The 20,525-nt window shown below is 55.0% G+C and carries 17 protein-coding genes; 11 read left to right on the forward strand and 6 right to left on the reverse strand.

From position 1 onward, the window contains the following. The first annotated feature begins 4 nt into the window (after positions 1–4). The 6 genes from kdpC to potE all read left to right on the forward strand — a co-directional run bounded on the left by kdpC (position 5) and on the right by potE (position 8,089). A complete protein-coding gene (gene kdpC, locus ACZ6J2_RS10340) occupies positions 5–580 on the forward strand; it encodes a potassium-transporting ATPase subunit KdpC (RefSeq protein WP_033144943.1) in 576 nt (191 codons plus the stop codon). Beyond that, positions 581–3,268 (forward strand): two-component system sensor histidine kinase KdpD, encoded by a 2,688-nt coding sequence (gene kdpD, locus ACZ6J2_RS10345; RefSeq protein WP_033144942.1) that lies wholly within the window; start codon positions 581–583, stop codon positions 3,266–3,268. Beyond that, complete coding sequence (gene kdpE, locus ACZ6J2_RS10350) at positions 3,265–3,942, forward strand: two-component system response regulator KdpE (protein WP_008501074.1); 678 nt, start codon at positions 3,265–3,267, stop codon at positions 3,940–3,942. The genes kdpD and kdpE overlap by 4 nt, the downstream gene beginning before the upstream one ends. A 279-nt stretch (positions 3,943–4,221) precedes the next feature. After that, positions 4,222–4,326: a leader peptide SpeFL gene (gene speFL, locus ACZ6J2_RS10355; RefSeq protein WP_003858645.1), complete on the forward strand. Its 105-nt coding sequence runs from the start codon at positions 4,222–4,224 to the stop codon at positions 4,324–4,326. Positions 4,327–4,580: 254 nt separating this feature from the next. After that, positions 4,581–6,779 carry an ornithine decarboxylase SpeF gene (gene speF / locus ACZ6J2_RS10360; RefSeq protein WP_471725658.1) on the forward strand — a complete coding sequence of 733 codons (2,199 nt, stop codon included), beginning with the start codon at positions 4,581–4,583 and terminating at the stop codon, positions 6,777–6,779. After that, positions 6,776–8,089 (forward strand): putrescine-ornithine antiporter, encoded by a 1,314-nt coding sequence (potE, locus tag ACZ6J2_RS10365; protein WP_014831099.1) that lies wholly within the window; start codon positions 6,776–6,778, stop codon positions 8,087–8,089. The genes speF and potE overlap by 4 nt, the downstream gene beginning before the upstream one ends. A 104-nt stretch (positions 8,090–8,193) precedes the next feature. Here potE and pgm read toward each other — a convergent pair whose 3' ends face one another. Continuing rightward, positions 8,194–9,834 (reverse strand): phosphoglucomutase (alpha-D-glucose-1,6-bisphosphate-dependent), encoded by a 1,641-nt coding sequence (pgm, locus tag ACZ6J2_RS10370; RefSeq protein ID WP_471725659.1) that lies wholly within the window; start codon positions 9,832–9,834, stop codon positions 8,194–8,196. Between the two features lie 24 nt (positions 9,835–9,858). After that, complete coding sequence (gene seqA, locus ACZ6J2_RS10375) at positions 9,859–10,407, reverse strand: replication initiation negative regulator SeqA (RefSeq protein ID WP_008501070.1); 549 nt, start codon at positions 10,405–10,407, stop codon at positions 9,859–9,861. Between the two features lie 183 nt (positions 10,408–10,590). On the opposite strand from seqA, the gene ybfF reads away from it, so the two are divergent. The 4 genes from ybfF (at position 10,591) to fur (ending at position 13,203) form a co-directional block, all read left to right on the forward strand. Beyond that, positions 10,591–11,364 carry an esterase gene (ybfF, locus tag ACZ6J2_RS10380; protein ID WP_471725660.1) on the forward strand — a complete coding sequence of 258 codons (774 nt, stop codon included), beginning with the start codon at positions 10,591–10,593 and terminating at the stop codon, positions 11,362–11,364. 128 nt (positions 11,365–11,492) lie between these two features. Then, entirely contained in the window at positions 11,493–11,780 is a 288-nt protein-coding gene (ybfE, locus tag ACZ6J2_RS10385; RefSeq protein ID WP_028019455.1) for a LexA regulated protein, read from the forward strand. 155 nt (positions 11,781–11,935) lie between these two features. Next, positions 11,936–12,466: a flavodoxin FldA gene (fldA, locus tag ACZ6J2_RS10390; RefSeq protein ID WP_008501067.1), complete on the forward strand. Its 531-nt coding sequence runs from the start codon at positions 11,936–11,938 to the stop codon at positions 12,464–12,466. A gap of 290 nt (positions 12,467–12,756) precedes the next feature. Continuing rightward, the gene (gene fur, locus ACZ6J2_RS10395; RefSeq protein ID WP_014169146.1) at positions 12,757–13,203 is read left to right on the forward strand and encodes a ferric iron uptake transcriptional regulator; all 447 of its coding nucleotides are present in this window, start codon (positions 12,757–12,759) and stop codon (positions 13,201–13,203) included. A gap of 93 nt (positions 13,204–13,296) precedes the next feature. Here fur and chiQ read toward each other — a convergent pair whose 3' ends face one another. The 4 genes from chiQ to nagE all read right to left on the reverse strand — a co-directional run bounded on the left by chiQ (position 13,297) and on the right by nagE (position 19,376). Further along, positions 13,297–13,626, reverse strand: a complete 330-nt coding sequence (gene chiQ / locus ACZ6J2_RS10400; protein WP_047061876.1) for a ChiQ/YbfN family lipoprotein — start codon at positions 13,624–13,626, stop codon at positions 13,297–13,299. A gap of 47 nt (positions 13,627–13,673) precedes the next feature. Next, positions 13,674–15,071, reverse strand: coding sequence for a chitoporin ChiP (gene chiP / locus ACZ6J2_RS10405; protein WP_023310769.1), 1,398 nt, complete (start codon positions 15,069–15,071; stop codon positions 13,674–13,676). A 447-nt stretch (positions 15,072–15,518) separates the two neighbouring features. After that, on the reverse strand, positions 15,519–17,186 hold the full coding sequence (gene glnS, locus ACZ6J2_RS10410; RefSeq protein ID WP_471725661.1) for a glutamine--tRNA ligase: 1,668 nt from the start codon (positions 17,184–17,186) through the stop codon (positions 15,519–15,521). 168 nt (positions 17,187–17,354) lie between these two features. After that, positions 17,355–19,376, reverse strand: a complete 2,022-nt coding sequence (gene nagE / locus ACZ6J2_RS10415; RefSeq protein WP_071891616.1) for an N-acetylglucosamine-specific PTS transporter subunit IIBC — start codon at positions 19,374–19,376, stop codon at positions 17,355–17,357. Between the two features lie 328 nt (positions 19,377–19,704). Between nagE and nagB the strand changes: the two genes are divergently transcribed. Beyond that, on the forward strand, positions 19,705–20,505 hold the full coding sequence (gene nagB, locus ACZ6J2_RS10420) for a glucosamine-6-phosphate deaminase (RefSeq protein ID WP_023310765.1): 801 nt from the start codon (positions 19,705–19,707) through the stop codon (positions 20,503–20,505). Positions 20,506–20,525 lie beyond the last annotated feature (20 nt).

Raw genomic sequence — 20,525 nt, forward strand, 5'->3', positions numbered from 1 at the left:
TCAAATGACGATGTTACGCCCCGCTATACTTCTGTTTATTCTGCTGTCTCTCATTACCGGCGGGCTGTACCCGCTGGTGACCACCGCGCTGGGACAGTGGTGGTTTAAGGATCGGGCCAACGGCTCGCTGATTATGCAAAACGGTGAAAGCCGCGGTTCACGCCTGATTGGTCAGAACTTTACGGATGCCCGTTACTTCCAGGGGCGCCCTTCCGCCACTGCCGAAAGCCCGTATAATCCGATGGCATCCGGCGGCAGTAACCTGGCGGGCAGCAACCCCGAGCTGGACAAAGCCGTTGCTGAGCGCGTGGCAGCCCTGCGCGCCGCTAATCCGCAGGCCAGCCGTGAGGTGCCCGTAGAGCTGGTGACCGCCTCGGCCAGCGGGCTGGACTACAGCCTGACGCCGGCAGCCGCGGCATGGCAAATCCCGCGCGTCGCCGCGGCCCGTCAGCTGACCGTCGAACAGGTTAGCCAGCTGGTTGCGGAGCACACGCAAAAGCCGCTGGTCAGCTTTATCGGCATGCCCGTGGTGAATATTGTTGAGCTGAATCTGGCGCTGGACGCGCTAAGGAAAAACTAAATGACCGACGAGCCCATGCGCCCGGATCCGGACAGGCTGCTTGAACAGACGGCCGAAGCCCATCGCGGCAAACTGAAAATTTTCTTTGGCGCCTGCGCAGGCGTCGGGAAAACCTTCGCCATGCTGACGGAAGCCCAGCGGCTTCGGGCGCAGGGGCTCGATATATTGATAGGCGTGGTAGAAACCCACGGACGCAAAGAGACCGCATCGCTGCTGAAGGGGCTGGCCACCCAGCCGCCCCGCCGTATCAGCCACCGCGGTCGGCTAGTCACCGAATTCGATCTCGATGCCGCCCTCGCCCGCCGTCCCGCCCTTATCCTGATGGACGAACTGGCGCACAGCAATGCGCCAGGCTCACGCCATCCAAAACGCTGGCAGGATGTAGAAGAGCTGCTCGAAGCCGGCATCGATGTTTTCACTACGGTTAACGTTCAGCATCTGGAGAGCCTGAACGACGTGGTCAGTGGCGTGACCGGCATTCAGGTGCGCGAGACGGTGCCCGACCCCTTCTTTGATTCTGCCGATGAAGTGGTGCTGGTCGACCTTCCCCCCGACGATTTGCGCCAGCGCCTGCATGAAGGCAAGGTTTATATCGCCGGCCAGGCCGAGCGCGCCATCGAACATTTCTTCCGTAAAGGCAACCTGATTGCCCTGCGCGAGCTGGCCCTGCGTCGTACTGCCGATCGCGTCGACGATCAGATGCGCGCCTGGCGCGATCTGCAGGGCCAGGAGCGCGTCTGGCATACGCGAGATGCCATCCTGCTGTGCGTAGGGCACGGCAGCGGCAATGAAAAGCTTGTCCGCACCGCTGCCCGCCTGGCTGCTAAATTTGGCAGCGTCTGGCATGCGGTGTATGTCGAAACGCCGCAGCTGCACGCGCTCCCCGAGAACCAGCGCCGCGCGATATTGAGTTCGCTTCGCCTGGCGCAGGAGCTGGGTGCCGAAACCGCCACCCTTTCCGACCCTCAGGAAGATAAAGCTATCCTGCGCTACGCCCGTGAGCACAATCTCGGGAAAATCGTGATTGGCCGTCGCCAGCATCGCCGCTGGTTTAGCCGCGAATCGTTTGCCGACAAGCTGGCCCGCCGTGCACCGGATCTGGACCTGGTGATCGTGGCGCTGGATGATAAGCCCACGCCGTTACCCAGCCGCGCGCCGGACAGCCGTGCCTTCAGCGATAAATGGCGCATTCAGCTCCGCGGCTGTCTTGTCGCCGTCGTGCTCTGCGCACTGATTACCGTGATTGCCAGCCAGTGGCTGATCGCGTTTGATGCCGCCAACCTGGTGATGATCTACCTGCTTGGCGTAGTGGTGGTGGCGCTCTTTTACGGGCGCTGGCCGTCGGTACTGGCGACGGTCATCAACGTTATCAGCTTCGATCTGTTCTTTATTGCCCCGCGCGGGACGCTCGCGGTGTCGGACGTACAGTACATTCTTACCTTCGCGGTAATGCTCACCGTCGGGCTGGTGATCGGGAATCTGACGGCGGGCGTGCGCTACCAGGCGCGTATCGCTCGCTATCGCGAACAGCGCACGCGCCATCTCTATGAGATGTCGAAATCGCTGGCGGTGGGCCGCACGCCGCTGGATATCGTGCAGACCAGCGAGCAGTTCATTCGCTCGACGTTTCATGCCAGCAACCTGATTTTGCTCCCGGACGAACACGGCAAGCTGCGCCCGCTGACGTCGGCCTCAGGCATGACGCCCTGGGACGAAGCCATCGCGCGCTGGAGCTTTGATAAAGGGCTGCCTGCGGGCGCAGGGACCGACACCCTGCCCGGCGTGCCCTACCAAATTCTGCCGCTGCGCAGCGCCGATAAAAATCAGGGGCTGGTGATTGTCGAGCCCTCAAACCTGCGCCAGCTGATGATCCCCGAACAGCAGCGGCTGCTGGAGACCTTTACGCTGCTGGTTGCCAGCGCGCTGGAGCGGCTGGCCCTCACCGCCAGCGAAGAGCAGGCCCGGCTGGCGAGCGAGCGTGAAAGCATTCGTAACTCGCTGCTGGCGGCGCTCTCTCACGATCTGCGAACCCCGCTCACCGTCCTGTTTGGTCAGTCAGAAATCCTGACGCTGGACCTGGCGGCCGAAGGCTCTAAACACGCGCTTCAGGCCAGCGAGATCCGCCAGCATGTGCTGAATACCACGCGTCTGGTGAATAACCTGCTCGATATGGCGCGTATCCAGTCAGGCGGTTTTAACCTCAAAAAAGAGTGGCTCACGCTTGAAGAGGTAGTGGGCAGCGCCCTGAAAATGCTCGAACCCGGCCTGGGCGGGCGGCATATTGCGCTGAACATGCCCGAGCCCCTGACCTTAATTCACGTTGATGGTCCGCTGTTTGAACGAGTGCTGATCAACCTGCTGGAAAATGCCGGAAAATATGCGGGCGCCAGCGCGCAAATTGGCGTGGATGCGACGGTGGACGACGGCACGCTTCGCCTTGACGTCTGGGATACCGGACCCGGCATTCCCGCCGGGCAGGAGTTGGCTATTTTCGAAAAATTCGCGCGCGGCAATAAGGAGTCTGCCATTCCGGGCGTGGGGCTTGGGCTGGCGATTTGCCAGGCAATCATTGACGTCCACGGTGGGTCCATCTCCGCAGAGAATCGTCCGGAAGGCGGCGCGCGGTTTTGTGTTACACTTCCTCTGGAAACCCCGCCAGAACTTAATGAATTACCAGAGGATTTGTGATCAACGTTCTGATTGTTGAAGATGAGATCGCCATTAGCCGTTTTCTGCGCGCTGCGCTGGAAGGGGACGGTCTGCGCGTTCATGATGCGGGCACGCTTCAACGGGGTTTAATTGAAGCCGCCACCCGCAAGCCGGACCTGGTGATCCTCGATCTTGGTCTGCCGGACGGCGACGGCATCGATTTTATCCGGGAAGTTCGTCAGTGGAGCCAGATGCCGATCCTCGTGCTCTCCGCGCGTACGGAAGAGACGGATAAAATCGCGGCGCTGGATGCCGGGGCGGATGACTATCTGATTAAACCTTTTGGTATCGGCGAGTTACAGGCTCGTCTTCGCGTGGCGCTGCGTCGCCACAGCGCAACCACGCCTGCTGACCCAACCTACACGTTTGGGGATATCCGGGTTGACCTGGCCGCGCGACGCATTGTGCGCGGTGAAGAAGAAATCCATCTGACGCCAATAGAATTTCGCCTGCTCGCCGTTCTGCTCAACAACCACGGCAAGGTTCTCACCCAACGCCAGCTGTTAAGTCAGGTGTGGGGGCCCAACGCGGTGGAACATAGTCATTATTTACGCATATATATGGGACATCTTCGTCAGAAACTCGAAGTTGACCCCGCTCGCCCTCGCCATTTATTAACTGAAACCGGTATCGGTTATCGGTTTATGCTTTGAATAACTATTCATTTTATTTTTAAATAAAATCAAAACACCTCAGAAAATATTTCATAAATAACCCATACATTATTTTTACGGGTTATTCTTGCTCATTTAAAACATTGATAACACAACCTGTTAACGTAACACCAACAAATCAGAATTTTGATCTGCGATATTCATCTAAAACGAATATTTATTTCTGATTTGATCGGTTAACGGTGATCTACCTCACGGTTAATCGCCTTTCCCTGGATAAAATGACCATGCTTTCAATTACTGAAAGGAAAATGAAACATGGAAAACAACAATCGCTTAATGCCCCATATAAGGCGGACAACACATATCATGATGTTTGCCCACCGAAACTGCTTTGACTTTCATCTCTTTAATGCCCGGTAGTCCTTCGACTTCTGGCGCACCCGCTTACAGGTTATCCTGAAACACCTTATTTTACAGGCCATTGCCTGTGAACTCGTGCGCTCATTCATTTTAATTCAGACTCATCCGCACCGGGCGGACTGAATTTCAATCATCAAAAAAGCAATTCACTGATTTTAATCAGCGGCCACCCTTTGCTTTTTTTCCGGTAAATTATCGATTTCTTTCTTGCAAGAAATCGAGGGACGCTTATTACCTAAAATAAAGAGAGAAAGATGAAAAGTTTAAAAATTGCAGCCAGCCGAGCATGTCCGGATTGCTTTACTATCCAGCGTGAACTGGTAGATGTCCGCGCCTCTGATTATATTGATGTTGCCGCCATTGTTCTGGCGGTCACGGATATTGCCAGCGGTATACTGGACGAAATAGAAGCCACCGGTTTTGGCATTCCTGTTTTTGTCGCGACGCACAAAGAAGAGTTCATCCCGGCAGACTATTTATCGCGCATTCACGGCGTATTTGAGTATTCAGACACCAGCAACGACTTTTATGGACGCCAGCTGGAAGCGGCCGCCCAGAAGTATGAAACCCAGCTGCGCCCGCCGTTTTTCCGCGCCCTTGTCGACTATGTGAAGCAGGGCAACAGCGCGTTTGACTGCCCGGGGCATCAGGGTGGCCAGTTCTTCCGCCGTCATCCTGCCGGTAATCAGTTTGTCGATTTCTTTGGTGAGACGCTTTTCCGCTCCGACCTGTGTAACGCCGACGTGGCAATGGGCGATCTGCTGATCCACGAAGGCGCGCCGTGCATCGCCCAGCAGCATGCGGCAAAGGTCTTTAATGCCGATAAGACCTACTTCGTGCTGAATGGCACCTCGTCATCCAACAAAGTGGTGCTTAACGCTCTGCTCACCCCGGGCGACCTGGTGCTTTTTGACCGTAACAACCACAAATCTAACCATCACGGTGCTCTCCTCCAGGCTGGCGCAACGCCGGTCTATCTGGAAACCGCGCGCAACCCGTACGGCTTTATTGGCGGCATTGACGCCCACTGTTTTGAAGAAAGTTATCTGCGCGAGCTGGTGGCAGAGGTGGCGCCTGGCCGTGCACGCGATGCGCGTCCGTTCCGTCTGGCGGTGATCCAGCTGGGTACCTACGATGGCACCATCTATAACGCCCGTCAGGTGGTGGATAAGATTGGGCACCTGTGTGATTACATCCTGTTTGACTCGGCCTGGGTGGGTTACGAGCAGTTTATTCCGATGATGGCCGACTGCTCTCCGCTGCTGCTGGAGCTGAACGAAAACGATCCGGGGATCCTGGTCACCCAGTCCGTGCATAAACAGCAGGCCGGCTTCTCGCAGACCTCGCAAATCCATAAGAAAGACAGCCACATCAAAGGGCAACAGCGCTATGTCCCGCATAAGCGGCTGAATAATGCTTTTATGATGCACGCCTCCACCAGCCCGTTTTATCCGCTGTTCGCTGCGCTGGACATTAACGCCCGTATGCATGAAGGCCAGAGCGGCCGCAACATGTGGATGGACTGCGTGGTGAACGGTATCGAAGCGCGCAAGCTGATCCTGGAGAACTGCCGGTATCTGCGCCCCTTCGTGCCGGAAACGGTGGATGGCCGCCCGTGGGAAAGCTGGGACACGGCGGAAATTGCGACCGATCTGCGCTTCTTCCACTTCGTACCGGGTGAAAACTGGCACGCTTTTGAAGGCTACGCTGAGCATCAGTATTTTATCGACCCGTGCAAGCTCCTGCTGACCACGCCGGGCATCAACGCCCGCACCGGAGAGTATGACGACTTCGGCGTGCCCGCCACTATCCTTGCCAACTTCCTGCGTGAAAACGGCATCGTGCCGGAAAAATGCGATCTCAACTCGATCCTGTTCCTGCTCACGCCTGCGGAAGATATGGGCAAACTGCAGCAGCTGGTGGCGCAGCTGGTGCGCTTCGAAAAACTGCTCGAGAGCGATGTTCCGCTGAAAGACGTCCTGCCTTCTCTCTACAAACAACATCCGGAACGTTACGCGGATTATACTCTGCGCCAGATCTGCCAGGAAATGCATGACCTGTACGCCCGCCACAACGTGAAGCAGCTGCAGAAAGAGATGTTTCGCAAGTCTCACTTCCCGCGCGTGATGATGAACCCGCAGGACGCAAACTACGCCTATCTGCGCGGTGAGGTTGAACTGGTCTCCCTGCGCGACGCGGAAGGCCGCATCGCCGCCGAAGGCGCACTCCCTTATCCACCGGGGGTGCTGTGCGTGGTTCCAGGGGAAGTGTGGGGCGGTTCCGTGCTGCGCTACTTTGCCGCGCTGGAAGAAGGCATCAACCTGCTGCCGGGCTTCGCGCCGGAGCTGCAGGGTGTGTACGTCGAGGAGTGTGAGGGTCGCAAACAGGTTCGCTGTAACGTCATCAAACAACCCGCCGCTCAGCCCGCGCTGCTGAAAGGAGAGAAATTATGAGTAAGTCCAATAAGATGGGCGTGGTGCAGCTGACCATCCTCACCATGGTGAACATGATGGGCTCCGGGATTATCATGCTGCCTACCAAACTGGCAGAGGTGGGTACCATCTCTATCATCTCCTGGCTGGTGACGGCAGTCGGCTCCATGGCGCTGGCGTGGGCGTTCGCCAAGTGCGGGATGTTCAGCCGTAAGTCAGGCGGCATGGGCGGCTATGCCGAATACGCTTTTGGCAAGTCGGGCAACTTTATGGCCAACTATACCTACGGGGTGTCGCTGCTGATCGCCAACGTGGCGATTGCCATCTCCGCCGTGGGTTACGGTACGGAGCTGTTTGGCGCGACGCTCAGCCCGGTGCAAATTGGGCTGGCGACCATCGGGGTGCTGTGGATCTGTACCGTGGCTAACTTTGGCGGCGCGCGTATCACCGGGCAGCTCTCCAGCATCACCGTCTGGGGCGTGATTATCCCGGTTGTTGGCCTGTGCATCATCGGCTGGTTCTGGTTTAGCCCGACACTCTACGCCAACTCCTGGAACCCGCACCATGTGCCGTTCTTTACTGCGGTCGGCTCTTCAATCGCCATGACGCTCTGGGCCTTCCTGGGACTGGAATCCGCCTGCGCGAACGCGGAAGTGGTAGAGAATCCGGAAAAGAACGTGCCGATTGCGGTCCTCGGCGGCACGCTGGGCGCGGCGGTGATCTATATCGTCTCGACTAACGTGATTGCGGGCATCGTACCGAATATGGATCTGGCTAACTCCACGGCGCCGTTCGGGCTGGCCTTCGCGCAGATGTTCACCCCGGAAGTCGGGAAGGTGATCATGGGTCTGATGGTGATGTCCTGCTGCGGTTCACTCCTCGGCTGGCAGTTCACCATCGCACAGGTGTTTAAATCCTCGGCTGATGAAGGTTACTTCCCAAAAATCTTCTCCCGCGTAACCAAAGCGGATGCGCCGGTGCAGGGCATGCTGGCGATTGTTATCTTCCAGAGCGGATTGTCGCTGATGACCATTAGCCCGTCGCTGAACAGCCAGTTCAACGTGCTGGTCAACCTGGCGGTGGTGACGAACATCATTCCGTATATCCTGTCGATGGCAGCGCTGGTGATCATTCAGAAGGTAGCGAAGGTGGATCCACGCAAAGCGCGTGCGGCCAATATCGTGGCGCTGATCGGGGCAATCTACAGCTTCTATGCGCTCTACTCATCAGGCCAGGAAGCGATGCTCTACGGGGCAATGGTGACCTTTATGGGCTGGACGCTGTACGGTCTGGTGTCACCACGGTTTGAATTGAAGAACAAGCACAGTTAAGTAAAAGCAAAACGGCAACCCAGGGGTTGCCGTTTTTAGTGTTTTCTCCCTCTCCCTGTGGGAGAGGGCCGGGGTGAGGGCATCAGCCCGCCCCCGAACATCACTTACGCGTTTTTCAGCACTTCGCTGACAATCTCTACCGCCTCTTTCTCAATCTGCTGACGGTGCTCAGCGCCGAGGAAGCTTTCGCAATAGATTTTGTACGCATCTTCCGTACCGGACGGACGCGCGGCGAACCAGCCGTTCTCAGTCATCACTTTCAGACCACCAATGGATGCGCCGTTGCCCGGTGCAGCCGTCAGACGCGCGGTGATCGGATCGCCCGCCAGGGTGCTTGCGCTGACCATCTCCGGAGAGAGTTTGGACAGGGCCGCTTTCTGGGCTGACGTCGCGCCAGCCTGAATACGGTTATAGCTTGGTGCACCAAAGCGTGCCGCCAGGTCGTTGTAATGTTCCTGCGGGTTCTTACCGGTGACCGCGGTGATTTCCGCCGCCAGCAGGCACATGATGATGCCGTCTTTATCGGTTGACCATGGCGTGCCGTCGAAACGCAGGAAAGATGCGCCCGCGCTCTCTTCACCGCCGAAGCCGAAGCTGCCGTCGTGCAGACCGTCAACGAACCATTTGAAGCCCACCGGCACTTCCACCAGCTTGCGACCCAGCGCCTCGACCACGCGGTCGATCATCGCGGAGGAAACCAGCGTCTTACCGACGGCCACCTCTTTGCCCCACTGCGGACGGTGCTGGAACAGGTAGTTAATCGCGACGGCCAGATAGTGGTTCGGGTTCATCAGCCCGGCTGGGGTGACGATACCGTGACGGTCATAATCCGGGTCGTTAGCAAACGCCAGATCGAATTTATCACGCAGCGCCAGCAGGCCCGCCATCGCGCACTCGGATGAGCAGTCCATACGGATCGCGCCGTCTTTATCCAGGTGCATAAAGCGGAAGGTCTGATCGACGTGATCGTTCACGATGGTCAGATCCAGCTTGTAGTGCCCGGCGATACGTTTCCAGTATTCGATACCGGAGCCGCCCAGCGGATCCACGCCCAGCTTCAGGCCGGCTTTCTGGATGGCCGCCATATCGACGATATCCGCCAGCCCTTCCACGAACGGCTGAACCAGATCCTGCTCTTTCACGTGACCGGACGCCATGGCAGCATCCAGAGAAATGCGCTTCACGCCTTTCAGACCGTCAGCCAGCAGCGCGTTTGCACGATCTTCCACCACTTTGGTGACGTTAGTGTCGGCCGGGCCACCGTTAGGCGGGTTGTATTTGATACCACCGTCTTCCGGCGGGTTGTGGGATGGCGTGATAACGATACCGTCAGCCAGCGCACCACCTTTTTTGTTGTGCACCAGGATGGCGTTAGAGACCGCAGGCGTTGGGGTGAAGCCATTGTTCTCCTGAACAATCACATCGACGCCGTTTGCCGCCAGCACTTCCACAACAGAGATGAACGCCGGTTCAGACAGGGCATGGGTATCTTTCCCCACATAGCACGGACCGGTAACGCCGTTTTTAGCGCGCTCTTCCGCAATGGCCTGAGCAATGGCCAGAATGTGCGGTTCGTTAAAGCTGTGGCGCGCCGCGCTGCCGCGGTGACCAGATGTACCAAACTTCACTGCGTGTTCTGCGTTGCCCACGACCGGTTTCAGCACGTAATACTGCGCGGTCAGCTGAGCGACGTTAATCAAATCGCTTTGTTGTGCAGGTTGGCCTGCACGGCTGTGATTTGCCATTACCGGGTCCTTCTGATGCAAGGGTTAAATTGTACCGCAAACCTTTTCAATCAATTCCGCCGGGAACTGCATGGACTGCATGATGTGTTCAATCATGCTGCACTTGCGGCCCGTATTGGTATTGGTGATCACCCAGTACGGGGTGCCAGGAACATGTTTGGGTTTGGTTTGATTGCCATTTTGCAGCAGCGTCTGCTCGTCGCCCGCGAAATAGACGCGAGTACGGCCGTGAAGCGACTCGGTCGCTTCAGCAAACGCTTTGTTATCCAGTGAGTAAAGTGTAGACAGCACCAGCATAAAGCGGTTAACGGCCTTTTTCTGCTCCGCGTATTCATCGGAGAGCAGCAGCTCGCGCATCGCGCGCACTTTATCTTTTGCCGGCGTCACGGCAGGTTTTGCTTGTGCAACAACGCTCGGCTGAGACACGACATCTTTGGTGACTGGGGTAGCAGGCTGTGAAGCGGCGGAAATTTTAAGCATGCGCCGTAAAATGTCGGACGCGCTCTCCCCGATATGCCGCGTCTGGCTGGCAATATACTGATAGAGTTCGTCATCAACTTCGATTGTTTTCATCTTAATCCAGTGCGATATCTTATCTGAATACAAGTCATTGGGATTATAAGGTCAAATCCCAACAGCGGATAGCGTCAAACCAGGTTGGCCGCAAAAGTCAGATTAAACTGGAACCTTGCAGCCGGGCGGCAGAATGGTCAACATGATACCCTAACCTGACATACGTAAAAAAAGAACTTTGCCATGAAATTGAATACCCGAGCGCAAACTGCACAATCGCCGAACAATAATTCTCCCATCGTACTGGTTCACGGGCTTTTTGGTAGTCTGGATAACCTGGGCGTGCTGGCGCGCGATCTGGTTACCGACCACGATATTTTACAGGTCGATATGCGCAATCATGGTCTTTCCGGGCGTTCCGACGAGATGACCTACGCGGCGATGGCGCAGGATCTGCTGGATACGCTGGATGCCCAAGACCTGCAAAAGGTGACCCTCATCGGGCATTCAATGGGTGGCAAAGCGGTGATGGCCCTGACGGCACTGGCCCCGGACCGTATTAGCGGCCTGGTGGTGATTGACGTTGCGCCCGTGGATTACGACGTCCGTCGTCACGACGAGATTTTTGCCGCCATCAATGCGGTCACCGAATCGGGTGTCGCGACGCGCCAACAGGCGGCTGCCGTCATGCGTGAACATCTTGATGAAGAAGGCGTCGTGCAGTTCCTGCTGAAGTCGTTTGTTGACGGGCAATGGCGTTTTAACGTGCCGGTGCTCTGGGATCAGTACAATAACATCGTCGGCTGGGAAACCGTCCCCGCCTGGCCACACCCTACTCTCTTTATTCGCGGCGGCAACTCGCCTTACGTTACCGACGCGTACCGCGACACGCTGCTGGCCCAATTCCCGCAGGCTCGCGCGCACGTGATTGCCGGTGCAGGGCACTGGGTGCATGCGGAAAAACCGGATGCTGTGCTGCGCGCCATTCGCCGCTATCTTGCTGATACTGCAAATTGATTAAAAAAAAAGCGACTGGAAGGCTGCGGGCTTCCAGTCGTTGGCGTGCCGTTTTTGGTGATGTATGATGGCGCGCTTATCGCCCGGGCATTAGCAGGGCGGCGTGTTTCCCCCGAAGTCTCAGAATCATGGCCAAAGAACAAACGGACCGTACGACACTAGATCTGTTCGCGAATGAGCGTCGCCCGGGACGACCCAAGACGAATCCGCTTTCGCGCGATGAACAGCTGCGTATCAATAAACGCAACCAGCTTAAACGCGATAAAAATCGTGGGCTTAAGCGTGTCGAACTGAAGCTTAACGCCGACGCCGTCGATGCGCTGAACGAGCTGGCTGACGCGCGAAATATCAGCCGCAGCGAGCTCATTGAAGAGATGTTGCTCGTCCAGCTTGAGACGTTACGCAGCCAGGCATAAGTCTGAAAATCCCCTTTATCGCCCTTTTCATGTAGCACAGAGTGCAGTCCTGCGCGATAGCTGTTTCCGCAGGGTTGCCAGTTCTGCTATTATTGCCCTTATCCGTGGCCAAATTGCGCCACCATACTATTAAGTTTCAAGAGGTTATTTTACTCATGGCAATCATCGGCATTTTCTTTGGCAGTGATACCGGCAATACCGAAAATATCGCAAAAAACATTCAAAAACAGCTCGGTAAAGACGTTGCTGATGTGCATGACATCGCCAAGAGCAGCAAAGAAGATCTGGAAGGCTATGACATTCTGCTGCTGGGTATCCCAACCTGGTACTACGGTGAAGCCCAGTGCGACTGGGATGATTTCTTCCCGACGCTGGAAGAAGTGGACTTCAACGGTAAGCTGGTCGCCCTGTTTGGCTGTGGCGATCAGGAAGACTACGCCGAATACTTCTGTGACGCGCTGGGCACCATCCGCGATATCATTGAGCCGAACGGCGCGGTTATCGTAGGCCACTGGCCGACCGCCGGTTACCACTTCGAAGCGTCTAAAGGCCTGGCCGATGACGATCATTTCGTAGGCCTGGCCATCGACGAAGACCGTCAGCCAGAACTGACCGCAGAGCGTGTTGAGAAGTGGGTGAAGCAGATCCGTGAAGAACTGCACCTGGACGATATTCTGAACGCCTGATTTTATCGCGGCGCAACTGCGGTTGCGCCCATGCTCCAGGTCAAACCGATTAAATTAATCGCTACAATCTTTTAACTTTTTCGCCCAGACCTGTACAATGTCTCCCTGATAAAACGTGGTTTTCCATTGAGCAAGTTTGTTGGTGATACCACGTTTTTATAAGCATATTTTGCCTGAGACTTGCAGTTTTCATTTAGCCATGGCAGTTCTATAATGAGACGCATTATCCCGGGTGCATTTTCTGTCACTTCCTACAGAAGTGAATCGTTTAGCAACAGGACAGATTCCGCATGACTGACAACAATACCGCATTAAAGAAGGCTGGCCTGAAAGTTACGCTTCCTCGGTTAAAAATCCTTGAAGTGCTTCAGGGTCCAGACAATCACCATGTCAGTGCGGAAGACCTCTATAAACGTCTTATCGACATGGGTGAAGAGATTGGGCTGGCTACCGTCTATCGCGTGCTGAACCAGTTTGATGACGCGGGCATTGTTACCCGTCATAATTTCGAAGGCGGTAAATCCGTTTTCGAACTGACCCAGCAGCAGCACCACGATCACCTGATCTGCCTCGATTGTGGCAAGGTCATTGAATTCAGCGATGATTCCATCGAAGCGCGCCAGCGTGAAATCGCGGCGCGTCATGGCATCCGCCTGACGAACCACAGCCTGTACCTTTACGGTCACTGCGCTGAAGGCGACTGCCGCGAAGACGATCACGCGCACGACGCGAAATAATCAGTATTCATACTCTGAGCCAGCCGCAAGGTTGGCTTTTTTTTGCCTAAAAAAGCCCGTTGGCACTGCGCCAGCGGGCATGATAACAGCGAATTAGTTACTGTTATTGCTTCGTATTTCTTTCCAAATCTGGTCGCAACGCTTCGCCACTTCCTGATCGTTACCGGTTTTACGCGCCTGGATACAGGCCTGATAATCCATCACGCGGACGTTTTCCTGCGTCGCGAACTGCTCATGCGCTTTCTCTTTCTTCAGCACGTTCAGCACGCTCTGACAGGCTTGAATTTTCTCCGGCGATCCTTCCGCAGTATTTATGCAGGCGCTATACGCCTCCTTCAGACGGGAGTCCTCTTTCGGCGCCTGATTCTGAGCACACGCCACCAGCCCTGATGCCAGCAGCGCGACGATTACGATTTTTTTCATCATGTGCAGTCTCCATACCGGCGGGACTCAGCCCGCCGGTGCGTTCATCAGAAGATGGTGAATGGGGCGATAACCATGAATTTCACGTCACGTTCATCCTGGAAGATGTTGCCGTAACCGCCCGCATAGCTCGGGATATCGGAGTGGTTGTCATACTGGGTGAAGTGCAGTTTGAACATCGTGCCTTTCGCGCGGCCATCCTGCAGTGTATAGATAGCATCGAGGCTGTAGGAAGACTCTTTCAGGCGATAGTTGGGATCGTAGTATGCGTCCGGCGTGGCCATATCGGCAGGTTTTGCGTCCCAGGCGTAAGCGTAAGAAGCACCCACCGCCCAGCCAGGCAGGTTCCAGTTTTTCAGGTCATACATGGCGCCGAAGAAGACCGCTTTCTCGCCGTCGGCGTTGAAGTCAGAGCGGTTATCCCACCAGATATCAAGACGACCGTTGGAGGAGGCGTAGGTCGGGGTCATACGCTGCAGGAAGTAGCCCTGCTGCCCTTCCGCCTTCACCCATGTGCCTTCCAGACGTAAATCAACCTGACCGACCTTGTAGCCGAAGGTTAACGCCTGCAGCCACGCGGTGCCGTCATAAATGTCGTTGACGCCACCGTTGCTGACCTTGTCGCGCGTACCGTAGAACTGGTAGCTGGTGCTCAGCGGGCTACCCGCGACATCGAATTTGTAGCTGGCCTTGGCAAAGTACTGATCGACATAGCCTTGTGCCTGACCAAATGCCGCTTCAAGCACCAGATCGTTTTTGAAGTCGTACTTCGCGCCCAGCGAGTGCAGGTAATCAACTTTGGTTTTTTTATCGTTCTGGTAGAACTTGTCCATTTCGATGTGCCACGGCGCTTTGTACTCGTTGGTCCACATATAGGAGAAGCTCAACGCCCCCGCGTCACCGTAGTCAAAATTCGCCCCGGCTTCCGCACCCTGATAGGTACCCGGCATAAAGCTCCAGTGCGGTGCTAACAGAGTCTGGCCAGTTGGCTGAATATAACCACCGCGCGCCCAAACCGGACCGTATTTAAATTTTGCTGCGGCTTTGTAAAGGCTGATACCGCTCTTATCGCCGGACCAGTCTTCTTTATAGGCTTTGTTGCTGGAGGAGAAGGCAATTTCGTTCGGGTGGGCGCTGTCGCCGTTTTCCGCCATTTCAATCGCGGTAAACGCAGCAATATCCAGACCGAACATATCCGCGGCATAGCCTGACTGGAAGTCCAGGTTGGCGTTCCAGGTGGAGTGAGAAAGGTTGGTTTTGTATTTGTCTTCGGTGACGTCTTTACGGTCACGTTCACGCTGCCAGTAATAAATACCGCCCGTGAGGGTAGAATCATCGATGAAGCCTGCCGCTTTCGCCTCTGGTGTCACCACCAGGCCCGACATTGCTGTCACACCGGCAATAGCCAGCGCCAGCGCACTACGTTTGCCACTGAACGTACGCATAGATTATTCCTCTTTGACGAATTAAAACGCCTGAAGCGGCGTAAATAAAAAAGACCAAATGGTCAGGGGTAGTTTTAAATACCCTCGAATTAACTACCGTCTTTAGGTTATTTTTCGCGACGCGAATTATCAATGCTTTTTAGCGGACAAAAGTCAGGATTATGACGAAGTGCACATAATTAGTAGTGCTTTGTAACATTTGCGGTGAGGCGAGGAATGGCGGGGAATTATCAGGAATTTCAGTGACTAGACGTGGAACATTCTCCTTTTTTTATAACCTTTTTAATTTTCGTAATGACACAAACTTTTTTTTTGAAAAATAAGTAGCACCTCATTGACCTGATATTTTTATCACGCCTCTTTAGGCCCTGTCTTAATACCCTGATCGTTAAATAAAAAAACGCCGCATGGTGCGGCGTTTGTCTCTCATTGACCAGACCAGCAATATTATTCGCCGATCTTCGTCCAGGTATCACGCAGACCTACGGTACGGTTGAATACCGGTTTTTCCGCCGTGCTGTAACGGCTGTCCAGGCAGAAGTAACCTTCACGTTCGAACTGGAACGCTTTGCCCGCTTCAGCGGCTTTCAGAGAAGGCTCCGCATAACCCTGCTTGATCACCAGAGATTCCGGGTTGATGGTCGCCAGGAAGTCTTCCGCTGCACCTGGGTTAGGCACGCTAAAGAGACGATCGTACAGACGGATTTCTACCGGCAGCGCGTGGGAAGCGCTCACCCAGTGAATCACGCCTTTCACCTTGCGGCCATCCGCCGGATCTTTGCTCAGCGTTTCAGCGTCATATGAACAGAAGATGGTGGTGATATTCCCTTCCGCATCTTTCTCTACGCGCTCGGCTTTGATGACGTAGGCATTACGCAGACGCACTTCTTTACCCAGCACCAGACGCTTGTACTGCTTGTTGGCTTCTTCGCGGAAGTCAGCGCGGTCAATCCAGATGTCACCGCTGAACGGCACGTCACGGCTACCCATTTCCGGTTTGTTCGGATGGTTAGGCATGGAGACCAGCTCGCTTTCACCCTGCGGATAGTTTTCGATAACCAGCTTCACCGGGTCGATAACGGCCATCGCGCGCGGGGCGTTTTCGTTGAGATCTTCGCGAATGCAGGATTCAAGGGAGGCCATCTCGATGGTGTTGTCCTGCTTGGTCACGCCGATGCGTTTGCAGAACTCACGAATAGAGGCGGCAGTGTAACCACGACGGCGCAGACCCGAGATGGTTGGCATACGCGGGTCATCCCAGCCTTCAACGTGCTTGTCGGTCACCAGCAGGTTCAGCTTACGCTTGGACATCACGGTGTATTCCAGATTCAGACGAGAGAACTCGTACTGGCGCGGATGTACAGGAATGGTGATGTTGTCCAGAACCCAGTCGTACAGACGACGGTTGTCCTGGAACTCCAGCGTACACAGGGAGTGCGTAATGCCTTCCAGCGCATCGCTAATGCAGTGGGTAAAGTCGTACATCGGGTAGATGCACCACTTGTTGCCGGTCTGATGGTGTTCCGCAAACTTAATGCGGTACAGCACCGGATCGCGCATCACGATGAACGGAGACGCCATGTCGATTTTGGCACGCAGGCACGCTTTGCCTTCTTCGAAGCCACCGGCACGCATTTTTTCAAACAGCGCAAGGTTCTCTTCCACGCTGCGATCGCGGAACGGGCTGTTTTTGCCCGGCGCGGTCAGCGTACCGCGATATTCACGGATTTCATCAGCAGACAGTTCGTCAACATACGCCAGACCCTTGTTGATCAGTTCAACCGCGTAGGCGTACAGCTGATCAAAATAGTCAGAGGAGTAGCAGATATCGCCAGACCAGTTGAAGCCCAGCCATTGCACGTCATTCTTGATGGACTCAACGTATTCGATGTCTTCTTTTACTGGGTTGGTGTCATCGAAACGCAGGTTGCACTGTCCCTTGTAGTCTTGCGCAATGCCAAAGTTCAGGCAGATGGACTTCGCATGCCCGATATGCAGGTAGCCGTTCGGCTCCGGCGGGAAACGGGTATGAACTGTGGTGTGCTTACCACTGGCCAGATCTTCATCGATGATCTGACGAATAAAGTTACTCGGGCGGGCTTCTGCCTCACTCATCGTGGGTTCCTCAAAGCGTAAACAACGTATAACGGCATATGATCTTATAAGCCGGACGTAGTGACAACCCTTAAAACGTCTCTGAAGAAAATAATGGGGGCTTTTGCTGCAAAAAAAGCGGCGGAGGATATCCCCCGCCGCTTAAGGCATGACTCTACTCAGGAGCGATTACTTGCCTTTAATCTCATACAGCGGTGTTTGACCCGCAACAACCTGACCTTTCGCCTGAATGACCAGGCCACTGAAGTCATCGATATTGCTGCAAACGACCGGGCTTATCATTGAGCGCGCGTTGGCGTTCAGGAAGTCCAGATCCATTTCCAGAATCGGCTGCCCGGCCACCACTTCAGCGCCCTCTTCCACCAGGCGAGTAAAGCCCTGACCGTTCAGCGCAACGGTATCGATACCCATATGGACAACGATCTCCGCGCCATTTTCGGTTTCGAGGCAGAACGCGTGGTTGGTGTTGAAGATTTTCACGATGGTACCGGCCGCCGGAGACACAACGGTTTTGTCCGTTGGTTTCACCGCCACACCGTCACCAACCGCTTTGCTGGCGAAGGCTTCGTCAGGCACCTGCTCAATCGCAACCACTTCACCTGTTACCGGTGAAACCAGCGCGGCTACCGTTTTGGCGTTCGGTACCGCCTGCGGTTTTGCAGCCGCTGGCGCGGCGGCAGGTGCGGCAGAAGCGTCTGCTGCGGCTACCGGACCGGTGGTTTTCATGGCGTTAGCAATTTTCTCTGCCACGAAGCCAACGATAATCTGCACGCTGGTTTTGTTCAGGCGGATAACACCGGAAGCACCGAGACGTTTGGCCAGCGCTTCGTTCACCAGGGAAGAGTCTTTGACGTTCAGACGCAGACGAGTGATACAGGCGTCGATACCGGTCAGGTTGTCAGAACCGCCGACAGCGGCGATGTACTGACGCGCCAGGCCTGAAACGTCCTGATCCTGAGCACCGCTCACGTTCACATCCTGACCATCCGCTTCGCTACCGGCCACGGCCAGTTCACGACCCGGGGTCATCAGGTTGAATTTGGTAATAGTGAAACGGAACACCATGTAGTAGATCGCGAAGAACACCAGACCTTGCGGGATCAGCATCCACCAGTGGGTCGCCAGCGGGTTACGGGACGACAGCACCATATCCACCAGACCGGCGCTGAAGCCGAAACCGGCAATCCAGTGCATGCTGGCAGCGATGAACACGGAGATACCGGTCAGCACGGCGTGAATAACATACAGAACCGGCGCCACGAACATGAAGGAGAACTCCAGCGGCTCGGTGATACCGGTGAAGAAGGCCGCGAACGCCCCCGCCATCATGATACCCAACACTTTTGCTTTGTTCTCTGGACGCGCGCAGTGGTAGATAGCCAGCGCAGCACCCGGCAGTCCAAACATCATGATCGGGAAGAAGCCCGCCTGGTAACGACCGGTGATACCGACTACCGCTTTACCTGCTTCGATGGACTGTGCGCCACCCAGGAAGTTAGGGATATCGTTAATACCGGCAACGTCGAACCAGAATACGGAGTTCAGCGCGTGGTGCAGACCGACCGGGATCAGCAGACGGTTGAAGAACGCGTACACGCCCGCACCGACAGAACCCAGTTTCTGGATGTGCTCACCGAAGTTCACCAGACCGTCGAAGATCATCGGCCAGACGTACATCATGATGAACGCAACAACGATCATCACAAACGAGGTCAGGATAGGAACCAGGCGGCGACCGCTAAAGAAGGAGAGCGCTTTTGGCAGCTCTACGCTGCTGAAGCGGTTATACAGTTCGGCGGAGATGATACCCACAAGGATACCGACAAACTGGTTGCTGATCTTACCGAACGCCGCCGGAACCTGGTCCGCCGGAATTTTTTGGATCATGGCCACCGCTGCAGGCGAGCAGAGGGTGGTTAACACGAGGAAACCGACAAAACCGGTCAGCGCAGCGGCACCGTCTTTGTCTTTGGACATACCGTAAGCCACACCAATCGCGAACAACACGGACATGTTGTCGATAATGGCGGAACCTGACTTGATAAAGAACGCCGCCAGCGCGCTGGTATTACCCCAGCCGTTGGGGTCGATCCAGTAGCCGACACCCATCAGGATGGCTGCGGCCGGCAGCGTGGCGACCGGCACCATAAGCGCGCGGCCAACCTTTTGTAAATAACCTAGAATACTCACTTTCTTCCCCCTATGAGACCCCGTTTAAGGCATGTTCTCAGCTCTGTTTTTTATTGTGTCACGAACTATAGATACAGTTGATGCTTCACTGGCATTGTGAGTGTGTGAAAAATTAATTCGTATCGCAAATTAAACGCGTACTTTTTGTGATTTTTGTCACCAAATATCGTTATTCACCCTCCCTTATACTGGCTAACAGCGAAAACTTATTTTATCATTCAAAAAATCAAGACGGATTGATCCGGCCTGAAAGTTTCCAGGTTACGCTTAAGTATCAGGTCCCGATAGCCATCCGCCCACTCTTCTACTTTAACTCTTGAGGTGAACAATGAGACTGATTCCCCTGGCAACTGCTGAACAAGTCGGTAAATGGGCCGCTCGCCATATCGTTAACCGTATTAACGCCTTTAAACCGACCGCCGATCGTCCTTTCGTTCTTGGACTTCCGACAGGCGGCACGCCGCTGACCGCCTATAAGGCGCTGGTTGAGATGCATAAAGCAGGCCAGGTTAGCTTCAAACATGTTGTGACCTTCAATATGGATGAATACGTTGGCTTACCGAAAGACCACCCGGAAAGCTACCATAGCTTTATGCACCGCAATTTCTTTGATCACGTTGATATTCCATCTGAAAATATTAACCTGCTGAATGGAAACGCGCCTGATATTGACGCAGAATGCCGTCAGTATGAAGAAAAAATCCGTTCTTACGGTAAGATCCATCTGTTCATGGGTGGTGTAGGTAATGATGGTCATATCGCGTTTAACGAACCGGCGTCATCTCTGGCTTCCCGCACCCGTATTAAAACGCTGACCCATGACACGCGCGTGGCAAACTCCCGCTTCTTTGACGGCGATGTTAACCAGGTTCCAAAATACGCCCTGACCGTAGGCGTAGGCACCCTGTTGGATGCCGAAGAAGTGATGATTCTGGTGCTGGGCGGCGTGAAAGCGCAAGCGCTCCAGGCTGCCGTTGAAGGCAACGTTAACCATATGTGGACCATCAGCTGCCTGCAGCTGCATCCGAAATCAGTCATCGTCTGCGACGAACCGTCCACGATGGAGCTGAAGGTTAAAACGCTGAAATACTTCAACGAGTTAGAAGCTGAGAACATCAAAGGTCTGTAATTGAATAACCGCCTCTTCAT

It is taken from the genome of Enterobacter sp. E14S (assembly GCF_055666685.1).

Bases quoted from the DNA above. Each gene is read 5' to 3' on its own strand.
- fur (WP_014169146.1), top strand. From the start codon at position 12,757: ATGACTGACAACAATACCGCATTAAAGAAGGCTGGCCTGAAAGTTACG.
- kdpD (WP_033144942.1), top strand. From the start codon at position 581: ATGACCGACGAGCCCATGCGCCCGGATCCGGACAGGCTGCTTGAACAG.
- seqA (WP_008501070.1), bottom strand. From the start codon at position 10,407: ATGAAAACAATCGAAGTTGATGACGAACTCTATCAGTATATTGCCAGC.
- chiQ (WP_047061876.1), bottom strand. From the start codon at position 13,626: ATGAAAAAAATCGTAATCGTCGCGCTGCTGGCATCAGGGCTGGTGGCG.
- nagB (WP_023310765.1), top strand. From the start codon at position 19,705: ATGAGACTGATTCCCCTGGCAACTGCTGAACAAGTCGGTAAATGGGCC.
- speF (WP_471725658.1), top strand. From the start codon at position 4,581: ATGAAAAGTTTAAAAATTGCAGCCAGCCGAGCATGTCCGGATTGCTTT.
- pgm (WP_471725659.1), bottom strand. From the start codon at position 9,834: ATGGCAAATCACAGCCGTGCAGGCCAACCTGCACAACAAAGCGATTTG.
- ybfF (WP_471725660.1), top strand. From the start codon at position 10,591: ATGAAATTGAATACCCGAGCGCAAACTGCACAATCGCCGAACAATAAT.
- chiP (WP_023310769.1), bottom strand. From the start codon at position 15,071: ATGCGTACGTTCAGTGGCAAACGTAGTGCGCTGGCGCTGGCTATTGCC.
- ybfE (WP_028019455.1), top strand. From the start codon at position 11,493: ATGGCCAAAGAACAAACGGACCGTACGACACTAGATCTGTTCGCGAAT.
- glnS (WP_471725661.1), bottom strand. From the start codon at position 17,186: ATGAGTGAGGCAGAAGCCCGCCCGAGTAACTTTATTCGTCAGATCATC.
- fldA (WP_008501067.1), top strand. From the start codon at position 11,936: ATGGCAATCATCGGCATTTTCTTTGGCAGTGATACCGGCAATACCGAA.
- potE (WP_014831099.1), top strand. From the start codon at position 6,776: ATGAGTAAGTCCAATAAGATGGGCGTGGTGCAGCTGACCATCCTCACC.
- speFL (WP_003858645.1), top strand. From the start codon at position 4,222: ATGGAAAACAACAATCGCTTAATGCCCCATATAAGGCGGACAACACAT.
- kdpC (WP_033144943.1), top strand. From the start codon at position 5: ATGACGATGTTACGCCCCGCTATACTTCTGTTTATTCTGCTGTCTCTC.